The organism is Streptomyces dioscori, assembly GCF_003024195.1.
Classification (GTDB): domain Bacteria; phylum Actinomycetota; class Actinomycetes; order Streptomycetales; family Streptomycetaceae; genus Streptomyces; species Streptomyces dioscori.
The window spans coordinates 121,913-143,354 of sequence record NZ_KZ679047.1 but is presented as its reverse complement, the minus strand read 5'-3'; the positions used below and the strand labels follow the sequence as shown (position 1 = coordinate 143,354).

The following is a 21,442-nucleotide window of genomic DNA, read 5'->3' as shown; positions in this document are numbered from 1 at the left end:
CCCGGGCCCGCGAGGCAGGGGTCGGGAGCGGCCGCACCGTGTACCGCCTCGCGGCTCGCGGACACGGGACCGCCCTGGTGGCAGGCCTTTTCCGGCGGCTCGACACCGTCCGGGAACTCCTGGTGGCGCACCGCGGACGTGAGGGGTGTGAGTGGTTCCGCGACGCCCGGGGCGCGGGCCGGATCACTGTCCGGAACTCGCTCCCGCCACGCGTCGGCCCAGAGGCGCGCGCCGCCGAAGCGCACCGGCTCGGGCGGGAAGGAGCGCGGGCGCGGACCGTCGAGGACCGGGTTGCCCCGTGTGCGTCGGCGAAGCCGAGCGCGACCGGCGGCATTCCGAGCCGCCGCTCCGCACCTCCTAACGACCTCCTCCGATTGACATGCAGGCAATCACCTGCATAACGTTGAGTGTGCGATCGGATGAGGGAACAGAGGCGGAGAGTGAGCCGGGCCCGAGCAGGGGTCCGGAGGTGGACCAGGTCTTCAAGGCGCTGGCTGACGGAACACGCAGACGCCTGCTCGACAGGCTGCACGAACACGGTGGGCAGACGCTGGGGGAGCTCTGCGAGCACATCGACATGACCCGCCAGTCGGTGACCCAGCACCTGTCCGTACTGGAGGCGGCCAACCTGGTCGCCACCGTGCGACGAGGACGGGAAAAGCTGCACTACCTCAATCCCGTACCGCTCCACGAGATCCAGGAGCGGTGGATCGACAAGTTCGAGCGTCCGCGCCTTCGCGCGCTGAGCGCACTCAAGCGACGAGCCGAGGAAGACATGACCGACAAGCCGACATTCGTGTACGTCACCTACATCGCCAGCACGCCGGAGAAGGTCTGGGACGCGCTCACCGACGCCGAACTGACCGCCGCCTACTGGGGCCACAGCAATGTGTCCGAGGACTGGCGCCCCGGCTCGCGGTGGGAGCACCGGCGCACGGACGGAACCGGCGTCGCCGACGTGGTCGGCACCGTCGTGGAGAGCGAGCGGCCCACCCGTCTGGTGGCCACCTGGGCCTCGCCCGAGGAGGAGGGGCAGGAGGACAAGCATTCAAGGGTCACCTACGACATCAGGCCGCACGGCGACATCGTCCGGCTCACCGTCACCCATGAGGACCTGGCCGACGAGACCGCGGTCAAGCAGGTCTCCCTCGGCTGGTCGGCCGTCCTGGCCAACCTGAAGTCGCTCCTGGAAACCGGAAAGCCGCTGCCGCAGGAGCCGTGGCTGGTGCCCGAGCACTGACCGCGGGGGCGAAGTGAGGGCCGTGTGTCGGCCGGTCCGCGGCGCCTGGCGCGCGGACCGGCCGACCGCTCCCATCCGTCCTGTCCTCTAGGTCTGCGGTGAGCTCTTCGCCGCGGTGGTCGCGCACAGGAATCCCATCACCACGGCCAGGACGCCGATGACGATGTTGTTGAGCACCACACCCGCGTCGGGGCTGCTGCCGACGATCCAGGGTGCGACGATCATCCACACACCCATGGCGCACATGGCCCAGCTCAGGCCGTACATCCGTGCCGGGGCGACGGTGAATCCGAGGGCCAGCAGACCGATGGCGATGCCCATGATGAGGTTGTGCGTCACCATGGCCGGCTGGCTCGTCGTGTAATGGAGGATCCAGGGGGAAGCGGCGCAGTACAGACCGAGCAGGAACACCGGTCCGTCCATGAGCGCCACATCGCGACCACCGAGCATGCGGGCATAGCGATCCCGCATCTCGGGCACATCGGGGTGACGGGTGATGTCACCTCTGGTGTTCGAGACGTTGGCCATGACTCGACTCCTTTGTCTCTGCTGTCCCTACGGGTCCCTGCCGCGACCGTCTGATCTGCGGTGGACGCCACTTGGATCCAGTCTGCTCTTATTTATCCCTTATGTGTAGAGATCTGGTGATATATCTGCAGGCCGCCGGGCCAATCCATGGCCGCCTCAGCTTCGGAATACCCACGACGACTCCGAGTGGAGACGGCTGGGAGGAAGCACGATGGCAGCAGCGTCACGGGACGCCACGGCGAGCGACGGGGAGGGCATACCGGGGCGGACCGGGCGTACGGCCGTCATCGGCTCGGGCGTCGCCGGGCTCACCGCCGCGTACATCCTCGGACGTACGCGCAGGGTGTCCCTGTACGAGGCCGACGAGCGGCTCGGCGGACACGCCCACACCCATGAGCTGACCTCGTCGGACGGCCGGGCCCGCCGGGTCGACTCCGGCTTCATCGTGCACAACCGCCGCACCTATCCGAACCTGCTCCGGCTCTTCGCCGAACTCGGCGTCGCCACGCAGGAGTCGGAGATGAGCATGTCCGTCCGCTGCGACGGCTGCGGCCTCGAATACGCGGGTGCGCGCGGCCCGGCGGGACTCTTCGCCCAGCCCCGGAACGCGCTGCGCGGCCCGTACCTGCGCATGCTCGCCGAGGTGCCGCGCTTCCACCGGGCCGCGCGGCGCCTGCTGGCCGACGCGGACGCGGGCACCGGGACAGAGGGCGACACCCTCACCCTGGGCGAGTTCCTGGCCCAGCAGCGCTTCTCCGCCTATTTCGTCGCGCACTTCATGACGCCCATGGTGTCGGCGGTGTGGTCCTGCGACGCCGAGACGGCCCAGCGCTATCCGGCCGCCTATCTGTTCCGGTTCCTGGCGAACCACGGGCTGCTGTCGATCGGCGGCTCGCCGGCCTGGCGCACCGTGACCGGCGGCTCGCGCGAGTACGTCGACCGGGTCGCGAAACACATCGACTCGGTGCACACCTCGACGCCGGTCCGCGCGGTCCGCCGACACCTCGACCGCGTCGAGATCACCGCCGAGGACGGCACCACCGACACGTACGACTCGGTGGTGCTGGCCGTCCACCCCGACCAGGCCCTGCGCCTGCTGGCCGATCCCACCGGCGAGGAGCGGGAGGTGCTCGGCGCGTTCCGCTACTCCCGCAACACCACTCTCCTGCACACCGACACCGCACCGCTGCCGCGCGCCCGTGGGGCGCGCGCCTCCTGGAACTACCTGATGCCGTCGTGCGCGGCGGGCGCCGACCGGGTCAGGGTCAGCTACGACATGAGCCGGCTCCAGCGCCTCGACGCACCCGAGACGTACGTCGTCACCCTGGGCGGTCTCGACCGCGTCGACCCGGACCAGGTCCTCGCCCGCATGGTGTACGAACACCCCGTCTACACGCCCGAGTCGGTGGCCGCCCAGCGGCGGCTCCCCGCCCTGAACACCGCCGTCACCGCGTACGCCGGCGCCTACCACGGCTGGGGTTTCCACGAGGACGGCTGCCGCTCCGGCGTCACGGCGGCCGAGGCACTGGGGGTGACGTGGTGACCCACGCATCCGCCCCGCGACCCGGCACCGGCGCATCGGCCCCGCACCCCGGCACCGGCAAACCGGCCCAGCACCCCGGCATACCCGCCGCCCATCCGGGCACGGCCACGCCCGCCCTCTACCGGTGCACGGTCACCCACGTCCGTACGGCCCCGACCCGGTACTCCATGCGCCACCGTACCTATCTGTGGCTCATCGACCCCGACCGGCCGCCCGAACTGCCGTGGTATGTGCGTCCGTTGGCCAGGTTCGACGCCCGCGACCACTTCGGCGGCGGCGCGCCGACGATCCGCGCGGGCCTGGACCGCTTCCTCGCCTCGCGCGGCGTCCACCTCGCCGGCGGGCCCGTGGTGATGCTCGCCCACGCCCGCGTACTGGGGCATGTCTTCAACCCGCTCAGCCTCTACTGGTGCCACGACCCCCAGGGCGAACTGCGCTGTGTCGTCGCCGAGGTCCACAACACCTACGGGGAGCGGCACAGCTATCTGCTGACCCCGGACGAGGCCGGAGTGGCGCGCACCGACAAGGAGTTCTACGTCTCGCCGTTCTTCCCCGTCGACGGCGCCTACCGCATGCGCCTGCCCGCGCCGGACGACCGCCTCGACCTGAGCGTGCGGCTGGAGCGCGAGGGCGGCCGGCCGTTCACCGCGACCGTCCGCGGCACCCGCCGCCCCGCCACCCGGGCCGCGCTGGTGCGCGAGGCCCTGCGCCACCCGTGGTCCACCGCGGTCGTCTCGGCCGCCATCCGCTTCCACGGCATACGCCTTTTCCTGCGGGGACTGCCCGTCCAGCCCCGCCCCCGTCATCGATCCCAGGAGAGTGCCGAATGAGGACAGCGGAGCCCGGCTCCATCGCCGGACGGCGCATGGACGTGAACCCCGAGCTCTGGCCGGACGTGGTCGACCGGCCGGGCGCCTCGCGCGCCCGGACCGCGCTCACCCGGGCCCTGGTGCGCCGAGCGCTCGAACGCCTGCCGCTGCGCGTGCGGTTCCCCGACGGGACCCAGTTGGGCCTGGGCGGACCGCTCGTCGAGATCCACGACCCGGACGCGTTCCACCGCCGTATCGGCACCCGGGGACTGATCGGCTTCGGCGAGTCCTACATGGCGGGGGAGTGGGACGCGCCCGACCTGGTCGCCGCCCTGACCGTGCTCGCCGGCAGCCTGGCGGAGCTGATCCCGGCGCCGCTCCAGAGACTGCGCGGACTGTGGGCCCCCAAACAGCCGGGCGCCCAGCGCAACACACCCGGCGGCGCCCGCGACAACATCAGCCGCCACTACGACCTGTCCAACGACCTGTTCGCGCTCTTCCTGGACGACACCCTCAGCTACTCGGCGGCCCTCTTCCGGGGCTTCCCCGCCACCTGGCCGCTGCTGGCCACCGCACAGCACCGCAAGATCGACCGGCTGCTCGACCTGGCCGAGGTCGGCGAGGGCACCCGGCTCCTTGAGATCGGCACCGGCTGGGGCGAACTGGCCCTGCGCGCCGCCGCCCGCGGAGCCCACGTCACCTCCCTCACCCTCTCCCGCGAACAGCGCGACCTGGCCCGCGAGCGCATCCGCGAGGCCGGGCACGCCGACCGGGTCTCCGTCGAGCTGTGCGACTACCGCGAGGCCACGGGGACGTACGACGCCGTGGTGAGCGTCGAGATGATCGAGGCGGTCGGCGTCGAGTTCTGGCCCGTCTACTTCCGTACGCTCGACGCCCGCCTGGCCCCCGGCGGACGCGCCGTACTGCAGGCCATCACCATGCCGCACGAGCGGATGCTGGCGGCCCGGCACACCTTCACCTGGATCCAGAAGTACATCTTCCCCGGCGGCCAGGTGCCCTCCGTCGAAGCGGTGGAGCAGACCGTCCGCGACCACACACAACTGGCCGTCACCCGGCGCGACGCGCACGGCGCCCACTACGCCGAGACCCTCCGCCTGTGGCGCGAACGCTTCACCGAACGCGCCGACGAGGTCGAGGCCCTCGGCTTCGACGAGACCTTCCGCCGGATGTGGACCTTCTACCTGTCCTACTCGGAAGCCGGGTTCCGCTCCGGCTACCTCGACGTCCAGCACTACCTGTTCACGAAGGAGAACCCGTCCCGATGAGTACCGCCCGCCCCGCCCGCCCCGGGGCCGCCCACCGGCTCGCCGCGCTGGCCGAGGACGCGCTCGGCGGCCGTCTCCCGGTCCGGCTGCGCGCCTGGGACGGCAGCGAGACCGGTCCCGCCGACGCCCCCGTCGTCGTCGTACGCTCCCGGCGCGCCCTGCGCAGACTGCTGTGGCAGCCCGGCGAACTGGGCCTGGCCCAGGCCTACGTCACCGGCGAACTCGACGTCGAGGGCGACCTCGCCCAGGGCCTGCGGGCCATCTGGGCAGCCGTACGTGAACGGGGCGTGGACGCGCCCCGGTTCACCCCGGCCGACCTGGTCAGGGCGGCCGGTACCGCCGTACGGCTGGGAGCCGTCGGCCCGCGGCCCGCCACGCCCGCCTCCCAGGCACGTCTGCGGGGCGGACTGCACAGCAAGGCCCGCGACCGGGCCGCCATCAGCCACCACTACGACCTGTCGAACGACTTCTACCGGCTGCTCCTCGACGAGACCATGGCGTACTCGTGCGGCTACTGGAGCAGCGACGAGCCCGACTTCACCGACGCCGACGCCCAGCGGGCCAAGCTGGAACTGATCTGCCGCAAGCTGGATCTCGTCCCGGGCGCCCGGCTGCTCGACATCGGCTGCGGTTGGGGCTCCCTCACCCTGTACGCCGCCGAACAGCACAAGGCGCAGGTCACCGCCGTCACCCTGGCCCGCGAACAGGCCGCGTACATCAGGGAGCAGGTCCGCGAGCGCGGTCTGGAGCACCAGGTCGACGTGGTGTGCCAGGACTACCGCGACATCACGGGCGGCGCCTACGACGCGGTCGCCACCGTCGAGATGGGCGAGCACGTGGGAGACGCCGAGTACCCGGCCTTCGCCGCCGCCCTGCACCGCATGGTGCGACCGCGCGGCCGTGTCCTCGTCCAGCAGATGTCGCGTGGCAGCAACGCCCCGGGCGGCGGCGAGTTCATCGAGGCGTACATCGCGCCCGACATGCACATGCGGCCCATGGGGCAGACGGTCGGCCTGCTGGAGGACGCCGGACTCGAAGTGCGGTCCGTGGAGTCGATGCGCGAGCACTACGTCCGCACGATCGAGGGCTGGCACCGCACCCTTGAGGAGAACTGGGACGCGTTCGTCCGCCTCGTCGGCGTGGAGACCGCCCGGGTGTGGCGGTTGTACATGGTCGGCGCCGCCCTCGCGTTCGAGGAGGGGCGCATGGGCGTCGACCAGATCCTCAGCACCCGTCCCGCACCGGGCGGGGACAGTGGAATGCCGCCCTCGCAACGCTCCTGGTACACCGCCCTGGACGCACGATGAACGGGTTCCCCTGGGCGGCCTTCGCCCAGAACCTCGCCTTCGCGGCCGGGGCCGCGCTGACCGTCATGCTCGTCACGTTCGCCGTCGCCGTCCGCAAGGGCATGCACCGCGTGGTGGACGTGGCCTGGGGGCTCGGCTTCACCGCCGTCGCCCTCGTGTCGTTCCTCGCGTCCGCCGGTGAGGGGGACGACGGGCGGCGCCTCCTGGTCACTGTACTGACCGCGGTGTGGGGGCTGCGCCTCGCCGGGCACATCGCCTGGCGCGGCCGGGGCCACGGCGAGGACCCGCGCTACGACAAGATGCTCGCCAAGGCTCCCGGCAACCGCGACCTCTACGCGCTGCGCATGGTCTACCTGCTGCAGGGCGCCCTGGTCTGGCTGGTGTCGCTGCCGGTCCAGGCCGCGCAGTACGTGTCCGGATCGCTGAGCGGATTCGTATGGGCCGGGGTCGCGCTGTGGGCGCTCGGGATGTTCTTCGAGACGGTCGGCGACTTCCAGCTCGCCCGCTTCAAGGCCGATCCCGCGAACCGGGGAAAGATCATGGACCGCGGTCTGTGGAGCTGGACCCGGCACCCCAACTACTTCGGCGACTTCTGTGTGTGGTGGGGCCTGTTCCTGCTGGTCTGCGACTCGGGCGTGGCCGCCGCGGTGACCGTGGTGTCCCCCCTCGTGATGAGCTTCCTGCTCATGAACGGCAGCGGGAAGCCCATGCTGGAGCGGCACATGTCGGAGCGTCCGGGATTCGCCGAGTACCGGGCGAGGACCAGCGGGTTCTTCCCGCGACCGCCGAAGAAGCGGGCCTGACACCCGCCTGATGCCCGCCTGATGTCCTCCAGAGGACCTGTCCACAACTGACTGTGCCGTTCCCTCCCCCGCCGGGGAGAGAACGGCACAGTCGGTTCCGGGGAGACTTCCGGTCAGGCGGGGAACGTCATGAGGGCGATGGGATCCGAGGTCGGCTCGGCCGAGCCGCCGGCCGGTTCGACGGTGATACCCATGCCGGACGCCTCGTCCACGGCCCCCTCCAGGAGGACCGCCTCGGCCGTCCGGTGGGAGTCCATCAGCCCGGCGGACCGCATGGTGCCCGCGTCGTTGAACCACAGCTGATAGACCTTGCCGCTCGGCGGGGCCGCCATGCCCGCGGCGATGAAGACCGCCTCGTCACGGCTCTTGGAGACCACGACCGTGCCGCGGGCCCCGTCCGCCAGTTCGGCGCTCTTCGTCCTGGCGTCGGAGGCGGCCAGCACCGACGCGATCGCGTCCGTACGCTGCTCCGACTGCCGTGCCTGCTCGTTCGCGTCCTGCGCCCGGTCGTACTGCCACACGGTCGTGCCGCCGAACGCGGCCACCCCGGCGACACAGGCGGCGAGCGCCCACCGGGAGAGCCGGCGGGACCGGCTGCCGCTGCCCGGGGGCCGGGTCAGGGGCACGACGCGCGGGCTGTCCTGGCGGACCGTCGTGATCCGCCGCATGACCTTGCTCTTGAGCGCGGCGGGCGAGGCGGCGGAGACCGCCAGACCGAGCCGGGCCGCGGTCTCGCTCAGTTCGAGGGCCTCCTGCGTGCAGGCCTCGCAGTCCGCGGCGTGCCGTTCGAACTCGCCGCGCTCGTCGTCGGAGAGCGCGTGCAACGCGTACGCGCCCGTCAATGTGTGCAGATCGACCGTGCTCACGCGGTCACCCCCAGGCAGTCACGCATGCGGATGAGGCCGTCGCGCAGCCGGGTCTTCACCGTGCCGAGCGGCAGTGCCAGTGACTCGGCCACCTCGCGGTAGGTCATGCCGCGGTAGTACGCGAGCGTCACCGACTGGCGCTGCAGTTCCGTCAGTGTGCGCAGACAGCGTCGAACCTGTTCGCGCTCCAGCCGGGCTTCCACCTGTTCCGTCACCTCGTCGTACTCGGGGGCGTGGTCGAGCAGGGCCGCCCTGTGCTCACGTGCGGCGGACGCCTCGACCGAGCGGACCCGGTCGACGGCTCGCTGGTGGGCGAGCGTGAGCACCCAGTTGATCACCGAACCGCGTTCGCTCCGGTAGCGGGCGGCGGACCGCCACACCTCGACCAGTACTTCCTGGGCCACTTCCTCCGACTGCGCCTGGTCGCGCAGCACGCCGCGCACGACGCCGATGACGGGACCCGCCACGACGTCGTAGAGCCCGGCGAAGGCCTGCTGGTCACCGAGGGCGACACTGCCCATCAGCTCCTGCAGATCCGGTTCCGCCGAGGGGTTCTTGCCGATGTGCACGGCTTCTTTCACGAGAGGGTCCTCCGGGAGGCGAGCTTCGTACGGCTGGAATCCGTTGCCGGGGCGCCGGCGGATTGGTCAGGAGCGGATCTTCTGTCCGCCCCCTCGCCCGTCAGTCCTCGCCCGTCGGCCCGTCCGCCGGGGCGTGTCGGCCGAAGCCCGAGTCCGGGGCGCCGTCGATGGTCCTGGACGGCGCCCCGGACTGCTGGGCCGCTCCGGCGGGCCGAACGCCGGGGCGGCCTCCCCTCCCGGGACAGCCGACTGCCCCGGGAGGAGGGTCCGAAGGAGCGGCGTCACGGCTGCCCGTGCCCGCGGCCCGAAGTGCCGGACCGTGCCACCCCTTGTCCTCAGCTCTTCCGGCGCCGCGTGGCGGACGGATGCACCGGACCGACATCGGTACGTTCTGAAACGAAAGAGGCGTGGATCGAAACGAAAGCGACGTGAAGTGAAGCGAAGTTGGTCCGGTTTGTGAAGGCGTGAAAAAAGCTGCATCGTTTTTGCGTCGAACTGGATCACGACATCCGTGTACCCGTTCGACGGCCGTCATGTCGGCCGCCCGCCTCAGCCGCTCGCTTCGCGGCGCAGTCCGTGTTTCAGCTGGTGCAGTCCACGGCGGGCATGGCTCTTGACGGTCCCCAGCGGCAGGCCGGTGCGCCGGGCGATCTGGGTCTGGGTGAGGTCCTCGTAGAAGGCGAGCCGCAGGACCCGCTGCTGGGAGGTGGGCAGCTTGGCCATCTCGCGTCCCACCAGTACCCGGTCGAGCACGGCCTCGGGCCGCTCCGCCACAGGGTCGGCGAGCACCAGGACGGCCCCCGCGGAGGCGACCAGCTCGGCGCGGCGCGTGCGGGCCGCGAGCGCGTCGGCGATCTTGCGCTTGGTGATGCCGACGATCCAGCCGGCGATCGCGCCGCGCTCGGGCCGGTAGCCGTGCCGGCCGCGCCACATGCCCAGGAACACCTGCTGGGTGACGTCCTCGGCCTCCCTGTCGTCGCCCAGCGCCCGCCGGGCGAGCGTGTGCACCAGGGGGGACCACCTGTCATGGGCGGCGGCGAGACAGGCCTCGTCGCCCCGCACCAGGCCGCGGGCCACCTCTTCGTCGGTGAGGGGTTCCTCCAGAAGCACCCGCCGGGGGCGGGACAGCTGCGCGGGCATCGGTTGTCCGGTCATGGCTCACGGCTCCTCGCCTCGGACGTCGGCGTCCCGGCCGCGCGGGGCGGCTCGGTGCGGTCATCCTGGGAGCGAAGGGGCGAAGGCTTCAAACCGCGTCGATTCTGCGTCGTATAGTCGCTCCATGGATGAGCCGACGGCTGAGCCGGGTCTCTCGGAGCCCGATACGAAGGAGACCGCGGCGGTCGGTACGGGGATGACGACCGGGGGCCTCGCGCGCCGTCTCGGGGTGTCGCCGACCACGCTGCGCTCGTGGGACCGCCGGTACGGACTGGGCCCCGCGGTCCGCGCCGACGGACGGCACCGCCGCTGGACCCCCCAGGACGTGGCGGTGCTTGAGGCGATGTGCCGGCTCACGTCGGCCGGGGTGCCGCCAGCCGAGGCGGCACGCGCCGCGCGCGACGCAGGCGCCGAAGCGACGGTCCACGAGCGCCGGACGGCCCCGGCGGCGGAGGGCCCGCCGCTCTCGGCGGTGTCCCCGACGGCGTCCTCGGCAGCCTCTCGGGCCGACGACCTGCCGTCCGGGGGCGGCCGGCGCTCGGAGGCGGCGGCCACCCTGCCGCTCGGCGATGTGCGCCAGGAGTGCCGTGGACTGGCCAGGGCGGCCGTACGCCTCGACGCCCCCGCCGTGGACGGCCAGCTGACCTCCGCCGTCCAGCGGTACGGTCTCGCCGTCGCCTGGGAGGAGGTGATGGTGCCGACCCTGCACGCCGTCGGCCGCAAATGGGCGTCGTCGGGCGACCGCTACGTAGAGGTCGAACACATGCTGTCCTGGCACATCTCCACCGTGCTCCGCCGGGTCACGCCGGTCTCGCGCACGGCCGTCCCGGACGGCGCGCCGGGGCCCGTGGTCCTGGCCTGCGTACCCGGCGAGCAGCACACCCTGCCCCTGGAGGCCCTCAACGCAGGCCTCACGGAACACGGCATACCCACCAGGATGTTCGGCGCGGCGGTACCGGCGGAAGCACTCACCGCGGCGGTACGGCGCCTCGGGCCCGCGGCCGTCGTCCTGTGGGCCCAGGCCCGTTCCACGGCGAGCCTGCCCCTGGCCCGGCACGTCGCCGCCACGCAGTGGGGCGTGCGAGGGGCGCGCAGGCATCCGATGGTCGTGCTAGGCGGCCCCGGGTGGGCGGGCCGTTCGGCCCAGGGCATGCTGCGCCCGCCGGGCCTGAACGAGGCCCTGTCCGTTCTGACGGCCGGCTACGAGAGCGGCACGCCGGTGGGCTGACACACCGGTGGGCGGGCACGTCGGTGGGCCGGCACGTCGGTTGGCTGACGGCCGTCCCCGTCACGCCCTATCGTCACGCCCGATCGTCACGTCCGCTCAGTCACGTCCACGGGCGTGCTTGAAGCGCGCCAGCGCCTCGGAGAGGTCGACGATGGGCTCCGGGTAGTCGTAGGCGGCCCGTTCGGGCCCCTTGAGCTTCCACGGCTCGTGCACGGCGGCACCGCCGAGCCCTTCGAGTTCGGGCACCCAGCGCCGTACGTACGCGCCCTCGGGGTCGTACCGCTTGCCCTGGACGACGGGGTTGAGGACCCGGTTGGGGCGGCTGTCGGTGCCCGTTCCCGCCACCCACTGCCAGTTGAGCTGGTTGTTGGCGATGTCGCCGTCGACGAGAAGGCTCAGAAAGTGTTCGGCGCCCACCCGCCAGTCGACGTACAGCGTCTTGGCGAGGAAGCTCGCGGTCAGCAGGCGTCCGCGGTTGTGCATCCAGCCCTCGTGCCGCAGCTGCCGCATGGCCGCGTCGACGACGGGATAGCCGGTCCGCCCCTCCTTCCAGTCCTCGATCTCCTGTGCGGCCGCGTCGGGTGAGCGCCACAGGTCGTTGCGGGTACGGAGGTCCTTCCTGGAGGCGGCGGGCCGCGCGGCGAGCACCTGGTGGTGGAAGTCCCGCCACGCGAGCTGCCGTACGAAGGCGTCGGCGCCCGGACCGCCCGCCTTACGGGCCCGGTGCGCCACTTCCACGGCGGACACCGTGCCGAAGTGGAGGTGCGGCGACAGGCGCGAGGTGGCGTCCCCGGCGAGATCGTCGTGGCCGTCCACGTACGCGTGGATCCCGCTCCGCAGCCAGGCCGTGAGCAGCTTGCGGCCCTCCCGTTCGCCGCCCGTGGCGAGTCCCGCGGACAGGCCGGACAGCTCCCCGCGCGTGGGCAGTCGCTCCGAACCGATGTCCTCCGGTACGCGCACGACGCGGGGCACGCCGAGCACCTGACGCTGGTGGTGCCGGTCCCAGTGCCGGAAGTACGGGGTGAACACGGCGAAATGGTCCGAGGAGGCCGGGGTGACCGCGCCCGGGGCCAGCGCGGTGACCACCTCGTCGTGGACGTGCAGCCGGCGCCCGTCGCCCTCCAGCGCGGCGCGCAGCCGTTCCTCGCGCCGGTGGGCGTGGGCGGAGACCCCGCCCGCCATGTGGACCTCGTCGGCGTCCGTCTCGGTGACCACCTTGCACACCTCGTCGACGAGATCGCCCGAGCGGTACACGAGCCGGCCGCCCCGCTCGCGCAGCCCCGCGTCCAGGTCCCGCAGACAGTCGGCGAGGAACGCCAGCCGGTTGGGGGCGGCGAAACCGGCCCGGTCGACGGCCCGGTCCCGCACGAAGAGGGGCACCACCGTGCGCGAGCCGTCGAGCGCCGCGCGCAGCGGCGGATGGTCGTGCAGTCGCAGGTCGGAGGTGAACAGGACGACCGAGACGTTCATGACGGGACTCCGGAACTCCGGGGCGGGAAGAGGGGGGCAGAGGAGCGGGGGTGAGGGGAGAGGGGAAGGGGCGAGCCGGGACCGTGGTGCCTGGGGCCGTCAAGTACTTCCGGACCGGGACGCCCGACGGATGCGGTGGTCGGAGGAAGGCCGCGGACGGCGGACCCGCGTCAGCCGGCGGGCGTGCGCGACGGAGCCGACGCCGGAGGACCCGTCTTCTCGGCGGTCCGCGCGATGTTGCGGGCCATGCCGCCGAACACGACGGCGTGGAACGGCGACACGCTCCACCAGTAGGCGTGGCCGAGCAGCCCGTGCGGATGGAAGAGGGCGCGCTGGCGGTAGCGGACGCGGCCGTCGTCGTCCGTCTCCGCGTACATCTCCAGCCACGCCAGGCCCGGCAGCCGCATCTCGGCGCGCAGCCGCAGCAGCCGGCCCGGTTCGATCTCCTCGACGCGCCAGAAGTCGAGCGAGTCGCCCACCCGCAGCCGTGCCGCGTCACGGCGACCCCGGCGCAGGCCCACGCCCCCGACCAGCCGGTCGAGGAGCCCGCGGGCCGCCCAGGCGAGGGGGAAGGAGTACCAGCCGTTGTCGCCGCCGATGCCCTCGATCACCCGCCACAGCGCCTCGGGCGAGGCGTCGACGACCCGTTCGCGCCGGTCCGTGTAGAGACTGCCGCCCGCCCAGTCGGGGTCCGTGGGCAGGGGGTCGCTGGGGGCGCCGGGCAGCGAGGCGGACGACCAGCGGGTGGTGACCCGGGCGTCCTGGATGCGCTGCAGGGCCAGGCGGACCGCCTCGTCGAAGGGGATCGGCCGGCCCGGCGGGTCCGGCACGTACCGGGCGATGTCGTGCTCGTGGCAGACCACCTCGTGGCGCAGCGACTCGGTCAGCGGGCGTGCGATGGACCGCGGCACGGGCGTGACCAGGCCGACCCAGTGACTGGAGAGCCGCGGCGTCAGCACGGGCACGGGCACGATGAGCCGCCGGGGGAGTCCGGCCAAGGCCGCGTACCGCACCATCATCTGGCGGTACGTCAGGATCTCCGGGCCGCCGATGTCGAAGGCCCTGCTGACGTCGTCCGGCATCCGCGCGCTGCCCACGAGCGTGCGCAGGACGTCCCGTACGGCGATCGGCTGGATCCGGGTGTGGACCCAGTTGGGCGTGACCATCACCGGCAGCCGCTCGGTGAGATAGCGCAGCATCTCGAAGGAGGCCGAGCCCGAACCGATGATGACGGCCGCCCGCAGCACGGTCGTCGGGACACCGGAGTCCAGCAGGACGCGGCCGACCTCGGCACGGGAGCGCAGATGCGGCGAGAGTTCCCTCTCCGGCACCCCGGCGGGGGTGAGCCCGCCCAGATAGACGATCCGGCGCACGCCCGCCGCGCGGGCCTGCTCGCCGAAGATCCGCGCCGCCCTGCGGTCGGTCTCCTCGAAGCCCTTGCCCGTGCCCAGCGCGTGCACCAGGTAGTACGCGACATCGATGTCGCGCATCGCGGCGGCGACCGACTCGGCGTCCGTGACGTCTCCGCGCACCACCTCGACGTCACTGGCCCACGGATGGTCCCGTAGCGCGCCGGGGGAGCGGGCCACACAGCGCACCCGGTGCCCCTCGGCGAGGAGCTCCGGGACCAGACGGCCCCCGATGTACCCCGTCGCGCCCGTCACCAGGCAGCGCAGCCCGGCTCCGGTGTCGTCACCGCTCATGGTGTTCCGGCCCTTCTCTTCGGCTCTGTCCGACTCTGATCGGCTCTGTTCGGTGTCCTCCTCGTGATCTCTTCCCCGTGCCGGCCTTCCGCGGATGCGCCGTGTGGGCCATTTGGGTTACATGTGCGGCGAGATCGGGGGCAGACGGGTTTGCACAGAGGCGTCGGTTCTTACGGAAGGCGGCCGTCATGGGTGCGAAGGTGCTGGAGCAGTTTCCCGCAGGAGCCCCGCGTGGATCGTGGCCCGCGGAGGAGTACGCGGCGCGTCGCCGTGCCGAGGGCGAGCCCGCGGCCGTGGTGATGGATCTGGAGTCGGACGCGTTCCTCGTGGTGGTCCCGGCGCACGACGGGGACTGAGCGCCCGGCGCCGTCCCCGCGGCCGTCAGGGCACCGTCAGGTGGGCCGGGTCATCGTGCCGCCGAGCGCCGCCGCCCGGCGCACGAACACCTCGTGCAGATCGTGCGCGGCCCGCGGCACCGAGTCCGCCCGGCGCCGCTGGAGCATCAGGAGCACCCGGGTCGGGTCGCCGGCCAGCGGGCGGCAGGTGATCGCTCCCTGCCGGGTCAGCGGATCGTCGATCACGCTGAAGTCGGGCAGCACCGTGGCACCCAGCCCCTCCGCGACCATCAGCTTGCCCATCTCCGCGCCGTCGGTGGAGTAGGAGAAGGACGGTTCACGGTCGCCCAGGAGCCGGTGCACGAACCGGTTCATCACATAGCCCGAGCGCATCGCGATGAGCGGCTGCGCGAGCAGGTCCGGCACGGTCACCACGGACAGCGACGCCAGGGGACTGTCGGGCCGGACGCACACCACCGGCCGCCCCCACAGCAGTTCCGTGTACTCGAAGTCGGCGGCCACGTCGTCGCCCTCCAGGTGGTTCACCAGACCCAGGTCGAAGCCGCCCTCCAGGAGGGTCCGGTGGATGTCGGACTGCTGGGCGCCGACCACCTCCACCTGTGTCTCCGGATGCGAGGCCCGGAACTCGCTCACGGCCGGGAACAGGAGCGGGACCGTCGCCGCGTTCACCGTGCCGACGCGCACCATGCGGCTGATGCGGTGCTGTTCGCCCGCCGCGCCCCGCAGCCGGTCCACCGCCTCCAGGACATTGATGATGTGGGGCAGCAGCTCCCGCCCCTCCGCGCTCATCTTCGCCCCGGACCGTTTGCGCTCCAGGAGGTCGACGCCGAGTTCCCGTTCGAGATTGCGGACGGTCTCGCTCAACGCGGGCTGCGAGAGGTGGAGTTCCTCGGCGGCCCGGCGCAGCGAGCCGAGCCGGGTGACCGCCGTGATGTATTCCAGCTGCTCTATTCGCACCCGGTCAGAATGCGGGTCCGTACCGGCCTGTTCAAGGGTTTCCCTGTCACGCCTTCGTGAAATTCGCCGGTCCGGGATACGAGACCGATCGGGTATTCCTTGACGGTCCGGACCACAGGCTGCCACGATCGAGCACATGATGATGCGACTGGACCTCACGCGGCGACGCCATGTCGACCTCGCGCGTGTCTCCAGTGCCGCCTGTTGCTCCGTGGTCTGATCTCGTGGCCTGATCCACCGGATCTCCGGCCCGATCCCCCGGTTCCGCCGCGCACCACCACGTTCCTTTCACGGCCTCGACCGCGACCGACCGCGACCGACCGCCATCGAACGCGACCGAGAGCCGTCGACCGCCGTGCGACGTATTCCGCCGCCCGAATTCGACGATTCACCGAACGCCGCCGGCTCCGCGTACGCCGCTGAATCGACCCCCTGAATTCGGCCTGCCCGAATTCCCGCGACAGGAGTTCCCCATGCCTGCCGAGAACCTTTCCGCAGACCCCGTCCGCTTCGCCTACTGGGTGCCCAATGTCAGCGGCGGCCTGGTGACCAGCACGATCGAACAGCGCACCGACTGGGGCTACGACTACAACCGTGAACTCGCCGTCCTCGCCGAGAACAACGGCTTCGACTACGCCCTCAGCCAGGTCCGCTACATGGCCAGTTACGGCGCCGAGTTCCAGCACGAGTCGACCAGCTTCAGCCTCGCCCTGCTGCTCGCCACCCAGCGTCTGAAGGTCATCGCCGCGGTCCACCCCGGACTGTGGCACCCCGGTGTCCTCGCCAAACTCGGCGCCACCGCCGACCACCTGTCGAACGGCCGTTTCGCGGTCAACGTCGTGTCCGGCTGGTTCAAGGGCGAGTTCACCGCCCTCGGCGAACCCTGGCTGGAGCACGACGAGCGGTATCGCCGCTCCGAGGAGTTCATCCAGGCCCTGCGCCAGATCTGGACCGAGGACCACACCGAACTCGCCGGAGACTTCTACCGGCTGCGCGACTTCTCCCTCAAACCCAAGCCCCTCAACACCCCCGAACGCCCGCACCCGGAGATCTTCCAGGGCGGCAACTCCAGCGCCGCGCGCGCCATGGCGGGCCGGGTCTCCGACTGGTACTTCTCCAACGGCAAGGACTTCGACGGGGTCGTCGAACAGCTCGCGGACGTACGGGCGTCGGCGGCCCAAGTCGGCCGTACGCCACCGAAGTTCGGCCTCAACGGCTTCCTGATCGCCCGCGACACCGAGGCCGAGGCCCGCGAGACCCTCCGCGAGATCGTCGCGCACGCCGACCGCGAGGCCGTCGAGGGCTTCGGCGCCGCGGTCAAGCAGGCCGGACAGTCCACCGGCGACGGCAAGGGCATGTGGCAGGACTCCTCCTTCGAGGACCTGGTCCAGTACAACGACGGCTTCCGTACGGGGCTCATCGGCACCCCGGAGCAGATCGCCGAGCGGATCGTCGCCTACAAGAGCCTCGGCGTCGACCTCCTGCTCCTGGGCTTCCTGCACTACCACGAGGAGGTCGAGTACTTCGGCCGCCGCGTCCTGCCCCTCGTGCGTGAACTGGAGGCCCGACTCCCGGACGCCCGAACCGGATCCACGCCTGCCGCACCCCTCCGCGTCTGAGCAGATCCGCCTCCGCCGCCTCCTCGAAGAAGGGCGGCTTCTCCCCGAAATGCAGCTGCCCGAACCCGCCCCGTCCCGAAAAGAGGACCCATGGCCACCGTCCTGTCCGTCTCCGGCAGCCCCTCCGCCTCCTCCCGCACCAACCGCCTGCTGCGCCACCTGGACAACCGGCTGACCGCACAGGGCCACGAGGTGATCCCGCTCGACGTCCGCACGATCCCCGCCGAAGCGCTGCTCGGCGCCGACTTCCGGCATCCGGCGATCGTCGAGGCCACCGCCCTCGTCGCACGGGCCGACGGCGTCGTCATCGGCACGCCCGTCTACAAGGCCGCCTACTCCGGAGTGCTCAAGGCGCTGCTCGACCTGCTTCCGCAGTACGCGCTCACCGGCAAGACCGTGCTGCCCCTGGCCACGGGTGGGTCGACGGCACATGTGCTCGCCATCGACTACGCGCTGCGCCCGGTGCTCAGCTCCATGGGTGCTCAACACATAGTTCAGGGCTGGTTCACCCTCGACAAGGACATAGTCGTCGGTGAGGACGGCGGACTCACCGTGGCGCCCGCGGCCACCGAGGCGCTGACCCAGGTGCTCGACCAGTTCTCCGAGGCGCTGGGCCGTCGACCGGTCCTGGCCGCGGCGAGCTGACCATGTCAGCGGACACCGCCACCGAGACCGCTGCCGAACGGGGCGCTACCGAAACCGCTCCCGGTCGGGGCGCCGCCAAGGTCATCGCCGACGACGCCGAGGCCCTCGCCGTGGCCACCGCCCTCGCCGACGAGTTCCGGGCCGGAGCAGCCGACCGGGACGCCGAACGCAGGCTCCCGCGCGCGGAGCTGGACCGGCTCTCCGGCTCCGGTCTGCTCGCCGTCACCGTGCCCGCCGGGCACGGGGGCGCCGACGTGACCCAGGAGACGCTCGCCGAGATCTTCCGGCTGCTCGCGTCCGCCGACGCCAGCCTCGCCCAGATCCCGCAGAGCCACTTCGTCTACGTCAACGTGATCCGCCGCCAGGGGACGGCGGAGCAGCAGGCGTTCTTCTTCGGCGAGGTGCTGGCCGGGCGCCGCTTCGGCAACGCCCAGTCGGAGGCCGGGACGAAACACGTCCAGGACATCCGCACCCGGCTGGCACGGCAGCCGGACGGCTCGTACGTCCTCACCGGCGTCAAGCAGTACTCCACGGGTGCCCTGTTCGCCGACTGGATCCCCGTCCTGGCCCGCACCGAGGACGACACCCTGCACGTCGCGTACGTCCCCAGGGACGCCGAGGGCCTGACGGTCGTCGACGACTGGGACGGCATGGGGCAGCGCACCACCGCCAGCGGTACGGTCCGCCTCGACGCCGTGTCCGTGCCCGCCGACCGGGTCCTCCCGCACCACCTCACCTTCCAGGGGCCGCAACTGCATGGCGCCGTAGCCCAGTTGCTCCATGCGGCCATCGACGCCGGGATCGCCGCGGGCGCGCTCTCGGAGGCCGTGGACTTCGTCCGCACCAAGAGCCGCCCGTGGTTCGAGAGCGGATTCGAGACCGCGGCCGAGGACCCGCTGCTCATCCAGCGCTTCGGGGAACTGGCCGTACAGGTGCGGGCCACCGAGGCGCTGCTCGGCGCGGCGGCCCGCGCGGTCGACACGGCCCGCGCCGGCCTTACGGGGGACTCGGCCGCCGAGGCGTCCGTCGCGGTGGCCGCCGCCAAGGCGCACGCGGCGGCGACCGCCGTCGAGGTGTCGGGCGCGCTCTTCGAGGTGTCCGGCACCCGGTCGGCCCTCAACTCCCTGAACCTGCACCGGCACTGGCGTGACGCGCGCACCCACACGCTGCACGACCCGGCCCGCTGGAAGATCCAGCACATCGGCCGGTACGTACTGAACGGCACCCCGCCGCCACGCCACGGACTCCTCTGAGCCGAAGCGAGCCGAGAACGCAGAGCCGAAACCGCTGAGCCGCCCCCGCACACCACCCCGCGCCCGATCGGAGAACGCACCCGTGTCCCTCACCTTTCACTGGTTCCTGCCCACCAACGGCGACAGCCGCCATGTCGTCGGGGGCGGCCACGGCACCCCGGCCACGGTGTCCGGCCGGGACCGGCCGCCGACGGTCGCGTATCTGAGCCAGATCGCCCGCGCCGCCGAGGACCTCGGCTTCGTCGGCGCGCTCACGCCCACCGGCGCCTGGTGCGAGGACGCCTGGCTGACCACCGCGATGGTCAGCCAGAACACCGAGCGGCTGAAGTTCCTGGTCGCCTTCCGGCCCGGGTTCGTCTCGCCGACGCTCGCCGCGCAGATGGCGTCCACCTTCCAGCGCCAGTCCGGCGGACGCCTCCTCCTCAACGTCGTCACCGGCGGCGAGAGCCACGAGCAGCGCGCGTACGGCGACTTCCTCGACAAGGACGCCCGCTACCGCCGTACCGGCGAGTTCCTGGAGATCGTCCGGGGTCTCTGGGAGGGCAGGACCGTCGACCTGGACGGCGAGTTCCTCAAGGTCGAGGACGCCAGGCTGGCCCGTGTGCCCGATCCGGTCCCCGAGGTCTACTTCGGCGGCTCCTCGCCCATCGCCGGTGAGGTCGCCGCCAAGCACGTGGACGTCTACCTCACCTGGGGCGAGCCGCCCGCGCAGGTCGCCGAGAAGATCGCCCGGGTGCGGGCGCTGGCCGAGAAGGAGGGCCGTACCGTCCGGTTCGGCATCCGGCTGCACGTCATCACCCGGGACACCTCCGAGCAGGCGTGGGCGGAGGCGGACCGGCTGCTCGCCGGGTTCGACCCGGAGACGGTGAAGTCCGTACAGGCCGGCCTCGCCCGCAGCGAGTCCGAGGGCCAGCAGCGCATGCTCGCCCTGCACGGCGGCGGCAACCGGGACGGCCTGGAGATCCACCCCAATCTCTGGGCGGGCATCGGCCTGGTGCGTGGCGGCGCGGGCACCGCCCTGGTCGGCAGCCACGACGAGGTCGCCGAACGCATCACCGAGTACCACCGCCTCGGCATCGACGAGTTCGTGCTCTCCGGCTACCCGCACCTGGAGGAGGCGTACTGGTTCGGCGAGGGCGTCCTGCCCCGGCTCGCCGCGCAGGGCCTGTGGCAGCACCCGTTCGCCGCCCGGCCGGTTCCCTCGGCCCAGGTCCCGTTCGCGAGCTGAGCCGCTCCCCGACCCCCGTACCCCGCCCGTCTCCCGTACTTCGCCGGTCTGCCGCAGCCCGAGAAAATCGCTGTACGTGACCGTCCTGGAGGTGATGACCTTGTGCGAGCCGCCCGGCTCGCACAAGGCAGCGGGGCGGCGGGGGAGAAGGGGGACGGCCGTGGCCACCGAGAACATCCTGCTGTCCGGCATCGTCGGCTCGACCGCGTACGGACTGGCCCGCGAGGGGTCCGACGTGGACCGGCTCGGCATGTTCGCCGCCCCCACCGAGGACTTCCACGGCCTGCACGGGCCGAAGGAGACCCACGTCACGACCAAGCCCGACAACACCCTCCACGAAGCGGCCAAGTGGTGCAGGCTCGCCCTGGGCGGCAACCCGACCGTGACCGAACTGGTGTGGCTGCCCGACGAGTTGTACGAGGTCCGCACCCCGCTCGGTGACGAGCTGATCGGCATCCGCACGACCCTGCTCTCCGCGAAACGGGTCCGCGACGCCTACCTCGGTTACGCCACCCAGCAGTTCAAGCGGCTCTACGACCGCGGGGACGCCTCCGCCTCCGCGGACACCCGCAGACGCACCGCCAAGCACGCCCGGCATCTGCGACGCCTGTGCCACCAGGGCTTCGAGCTGTACGCCACCGGCGCCCTGACCATCCGCGTCGAGGACCCGGACGACTACCACCGCTTCGGCGAGGAGGTGGCGGCCGACGCGATGGTCGCGCTGCCCCTGCTCCAGCGGTACGAGGCGGCCTTCGACGAGACCCGCAGCGCACTGCCGGACCAGGCCGACGAGGCCCCCGCCGAGGCGTGGCTGCGCCGGGTCCGGGCCGCGTACTACACGCGGTCCGGACCGTGACAGGCCGCG

General features: G+C 71.9%; 21 protein-coding genes. 14 read left to right on the top strand and 7 right to left on the bottom strand.

All coding sequences use genetic code 11. The annotated features are described in order from the left end of the window. Positions 1–469: 469 nt before the first annotated feature. Positions 470–1,240, top strand: a complete 771-nt coding sequence (locus tag C6Y14_RS24950; protein WP_107019052.1) for an ArsR/SmtB family transcription factor — start codon at positions 470–472, stop codon at positions 1,238–1,240. A gap of 87 nt (positions 1,241–1,327) precedes the next feature. Here C6Y14_RS24950 and C6Y14_RS24945 read toward each other — a convergent pair whose 3' ends face one another. Then, positions 1,328–1,768: an SPW repeat protein gene (locus C6Y14_RS24945; protein ID WP_107019051.1), complete on the bottom strand. Its 441-nt coding sequence runs from the start codon at positions 1,766–1,768 to the stop codon at positions 1,328–1,330. A gap of 211 nt (positions 1,769–1,979) precedes the next feature. On the opposite strand from C6Y14_RS24945, the gene C6Y14_RS24940 reads away from it, so the two are divergent. From C6Y14_RS24940 to C6Y14_RS24920, 5 genes are all read left to right on the top strand, one after another. After that, complete coding sequence (locus tag C6Y14_RS24940; RefSeq protein ID WP_107019050.1) at positions 1,980–3,311, top strand: NAD(P)/FAD-dependent oxidoreductase; 1,332 nt, start codon at positions 1,980–1,982, stop codon at positions 3,309–3,311. Between the two features lie 167 nt (positions 3,312–3,478). Further along, positions 3,479–4,141 carry a DUF1365 domain-containing protein gene (locus C6Y14_RS24935; protein ID WP_404828832.1) on the top strand — a complete coding sequence of 221 codons (663 nt, stop codon included), beginning with the start codon at positions 3,479–3,481 and terminating at the stop codon, positions 4,139–4,141. Next, complete coding sequence (locus C6Y14_RS24930; RefSeq protein ID WP_107019049.1) at positions 4,138–5,406, top strand: SAM-dependent methyltransferase; 1,269 nt, start codon at positions 4,138–4,140, stop codon at positions 5,404–5,406. The genes C6Y14_RS24935 and C6Y14_RS24930 overlap by 4 nt, the downstream gene beginning before the upstream one ends. Continuing rightward, the gene (locus C6Y14_RS24925) at positions 5,403–6,713 is read left to right on the top strand and encodes an SAM-dependent methyltransferase (protein WP_107019048.1); all 1,311 of its coding nucleotides are present in this window, start codon (positions 5,403–5,405) and stop codon (positions 6,711–6,713) included. Before C6Y14_RS24930 ends, C6Y14_RS24925 begins: the two co-directional genes overlap by 4 nt. Then, on the top strand, positions 6,710–7,516 hold the full coding sequence (locus tag C6Y14_RS24920; RefSeq protein ID WP_107019047.1) for a DUF1295 domain-containing protein: 807 nt from the start codon (positions 6,710–6,712) through the stop codon (positions 7,514–7,516). The genes C6Y14_RS24925 and C6Y14_RS24920 overlap by 4 nt, the downstream gene beginning before the upstream one ends. A gap of 113 nt (positions 7,517–7,629) precedes the next feature. On the opposite strand, the gene C6Y14_RS24915 is transcribed toward C6Y14_RS24920, so the two are convergent. The 3 genes from C6Y14_RS24915 to C6Y14_RS24905 all read right to left on the bottom strand — a co-directional run bounded on the left by C6Y14_RS24915 (position 7,630) and on the right by C6Y14_RS24905 (position 10,118). After that, positions 7,630–8,382: an anti-sigma factor gene (locus C6Y14_RS24915; protein WP_107019046.1), complete on the bottom strand. Its 753-nt coding sequence runs from the start codon at positions 8,380–8,382 to the stop codon at positions 7,630–7,632. Beyond that, the gene (locus C6Y14_RS24910; RefSeq protein WP_107019045.1) at positions 8,379–8,963 is read right to left on the bottom strand and encodes a sigma-70 family RNA polymerase sigma factor; all 585 of its coding nucleotides are present in this window, start codon (positions 8,961–8,963) and stop codon (positions 8,379–8,381) included. Before C6Y14_RS24910 ends, C6Y14_RS24915 begins: the two co-directional genes overlap by 4 nt. Before the next feature lie 549 nt (positions 8,964–9,512). Then, positions 9,513–10,118: a sigma-70 family RNA polymerase sigma factor gene (locus C6Y14_RS24905; RefSeq protein WP_107019044.1), complete on the bottom strand. Its 606-nt coding sequence runs from the start codon at positions 10,116–10,118 to the stop codon at positions 9,513–9,515. Between the two features lie 124 nt (positions 10,119–10,242). Between C6Y14_RS24905 and C6Y14_RS24900 the strand changes: the two genes are divergently transcribed. Further along, entirely contained in the window at positions 10,243–11,346 is a 1,104-nt protein-coding gene (locus C6Y14_RS24900) for a MerR family transcriptional regulator (RefSeq protein WP_107019043.1), read from the top strand. Positions 11,347–11,442: 96 nt separating this feature from the next. Here C6Y14_RS24900 and C6Y14_RS24895 read toward each other — a convergent pair whose 3' ends face one another. Together C6Y14_RS24895 and C6Y14_RS24890 are read right to left on the bottom strand one after the other, a co-directional pair. Continuing rightward, positions 11,443–12,816: a cryptochrome/photolyase family protein gene (locus C6Y14_RS24895; protein WP_107019042.1), complete on the bottom strand. Its 1,374-nt coding sequence runs from the start codon at positions 12,814–12,816 to the stop codon at positions 11,443–11,445. 170 nt (positions 12,817–12,986) lie between these two features. Beyond that, positions 12,987–14,519, bottom strand: a complete 1,533-nt coding sequence (locus C6Y14_RS24890; protein ID WP_107019041.1) for an SDR family oxidoreductase — start codon at positions 14,517–14,519, stop codon at positions 12,987–12,989. A 188-nt stretch (positions 14,520–14,707) separates the two neighbouring features. Here C6Y14_RS24890 and C6Y14_RS44600 point away from each other — a divergent pair, with 188 nt between their 5' ends. After that, positions 14,708–14,875: a hypothetical protein gene (locus C6Y14_RS44600; protein ID WP_199854848.1), complete on the top strand. Its 168-nt coding sequence runs from the start codon at positions 14,708–14,710 to the stop codon at positions 14,873–14,875. A gap of 36 nt (positions 14,876–14,911) precedes the next feature. Here the strand turns inward: C6Y14_RS44600 and C6Y14_RS24885 are convergent, their stop codons facing one another. Then, the gene (locus tag C6Y14_RS24885; RefSeq protein WP_107019040.1) at positions 14,912–15,832 is read right to left on the bottom strand and encodes a LysR family transcriptional regulator; all 921 of its coding nucleotides are present in this window, start codon (positions 15,830–15,832) and stop codon (positions 14,912–14,914) included. 136 nt (positions 15,833–15,968) lie between these two features. Here C6Y14_RS24885 and C6Y14_RS45905 point away from each other — a divergent pair, with 136 nt between their 5' ends. From C6Y14_RS45905 to C6Y14_RS24860, 6 genes are all read left to right on the top strand, one after another. Further along, positions 15,969–16,052, top strand: a complete 84-nt coding sequence (locus C6Y14_RS45905) for a putative leader peptide (protein WP_404828831.1) — start codon at positions 15,969–15,971, stop codon at positions 16,050–16,052. A 253-nt stretch (positions 16,053–16,305) separates the two neighbouring features. Next, the gene (gene sfnG, locus C6Y14_RS24880) at positions 16,306–17,451 is read left to right on the top strand and encodes a dimethylsulfone monooxygenase SfnG (protein WP_107019039.1); all 1,146 of its coding nucleotides are present in this window, start codon (positions 16,306–16,308) and stop codon (positions 17,449–17,451) included. A 90-nt stretch (positions 17,452–17,541) separates the two neighbouring features. Further along, entirely contained in the window at positions 17,542–18,096 is a 555-nt protein-coding gene (ssuE, locus tag C6Y14_RS24875; protein WP_107019038.1) for an NADPH-dependent FMN reductase, read from the top strand. Positions 18,097–18,098: 2 nt separating this feature from the next. Next, the gene (locus C6Y14_RS24870; protein WP_107019037.1) at positions 18,099–19,349 is read left to right on the top strand and encodes an SfnB family sulfur acquisition oxidoreductase; all 1,251 of its coding nucleotides are present in this window, start codon (positions 18,099–18,101) and stop codon (positions 19,347–19,349) included. An 82-nt stretch (positions 19,350–19,431) separates the two neighbouring features. Then, positions 19,432–20,577, top strand: a complete 1,146-nt coding sequence (locus C6Y14_RS24865) for an LLM class flavin-dependent oxidoreductase (RefSeq protein WP_107019036.1) — start codon at positions 19,432–19,434, stop codon at positions 20,575–20,577. A 160-nt stretch (positions 20,578–20,737) separates the two neighbouring features. Then, positions 20,738–21,433, top strand: coding sequence for a nucleotidyltransferase domain-containing protein (locus tag C6Y14_RS24860; RefSeq protein WP_225891258.1), 696 nt, complete (start codon positions 20,738–20,740; stop codon positions 21,431–21,433). Positions 21,434–21,442: the final 9 nt, after the last annotated feature.